The sequence below is a fragment of the Devosia soli genome (genome assembly GCF_000970455.1).
Taxonomy (GTDB): domain Bacteria; phylum Pseudomonadota; class Alphaproteobacteria; order Rhizobiales; family Devosiaceae; genus Devosia; species Devosia soli.
The window spans coordinates 1-460 of the sequence record NZ_LAJG01000006.1; the positions used below are offsets into that span (position 1 = coordinate 1).

1 pseudogene is annotated in these 460 nt (G+C 65.2%); it reads right to left on the reverse strand.

The features are described from left to right. Positions 1 to 71: 71 nt before the first annotated feature. Positions 72 to 460: pseudogene (locus VW35_RS22340) on the reverse strand (hypothetical protein); the annotation flags it as partial.

The following is a 460-nucleotide window of genomic DNA, read 5'->3' on the forward strand; positions in this document are numbered from 1 at the left end:
TTCGCCGTCCGGCCTGTCCGTCGCGCAGCGGGCCGCCGTCCTCTTCCACGCGCTCGCCTTCCTGGTCGATGTCACTCTCGGGTGGCGTAGCGCTTTTCCAGTTCGTCATAGAATGGCTTGTTCACCAGGCGCTGCCGCTCCTTGAAGCTCGCCACGGGTCCGCTTTCGTCGAGACTGCCCTTGGCCTTGAGCTGACCGAGCGCATTCTGCATGCCGAGAACGGCGCCCTGCAGGGCGCCGTTCTCGGCATGCAGAATGCGCTCGGTCAGCTCAAGGCCAAGGGCAGTCTCGACGAAAGCGGACCCGTGGCGAGCTTCAAGGAGCGGCAGCGCCTGGTGAACAAGCCATTCTATGACGAACTGGAAAAGCGCTACGCCACCCGAGAGTGACATCGACCAGGAAGGCGAGCGCGTGGAAGAGGACGGCGGCCCGCTGCGCGACGGACAGGCCGGACGGCGAA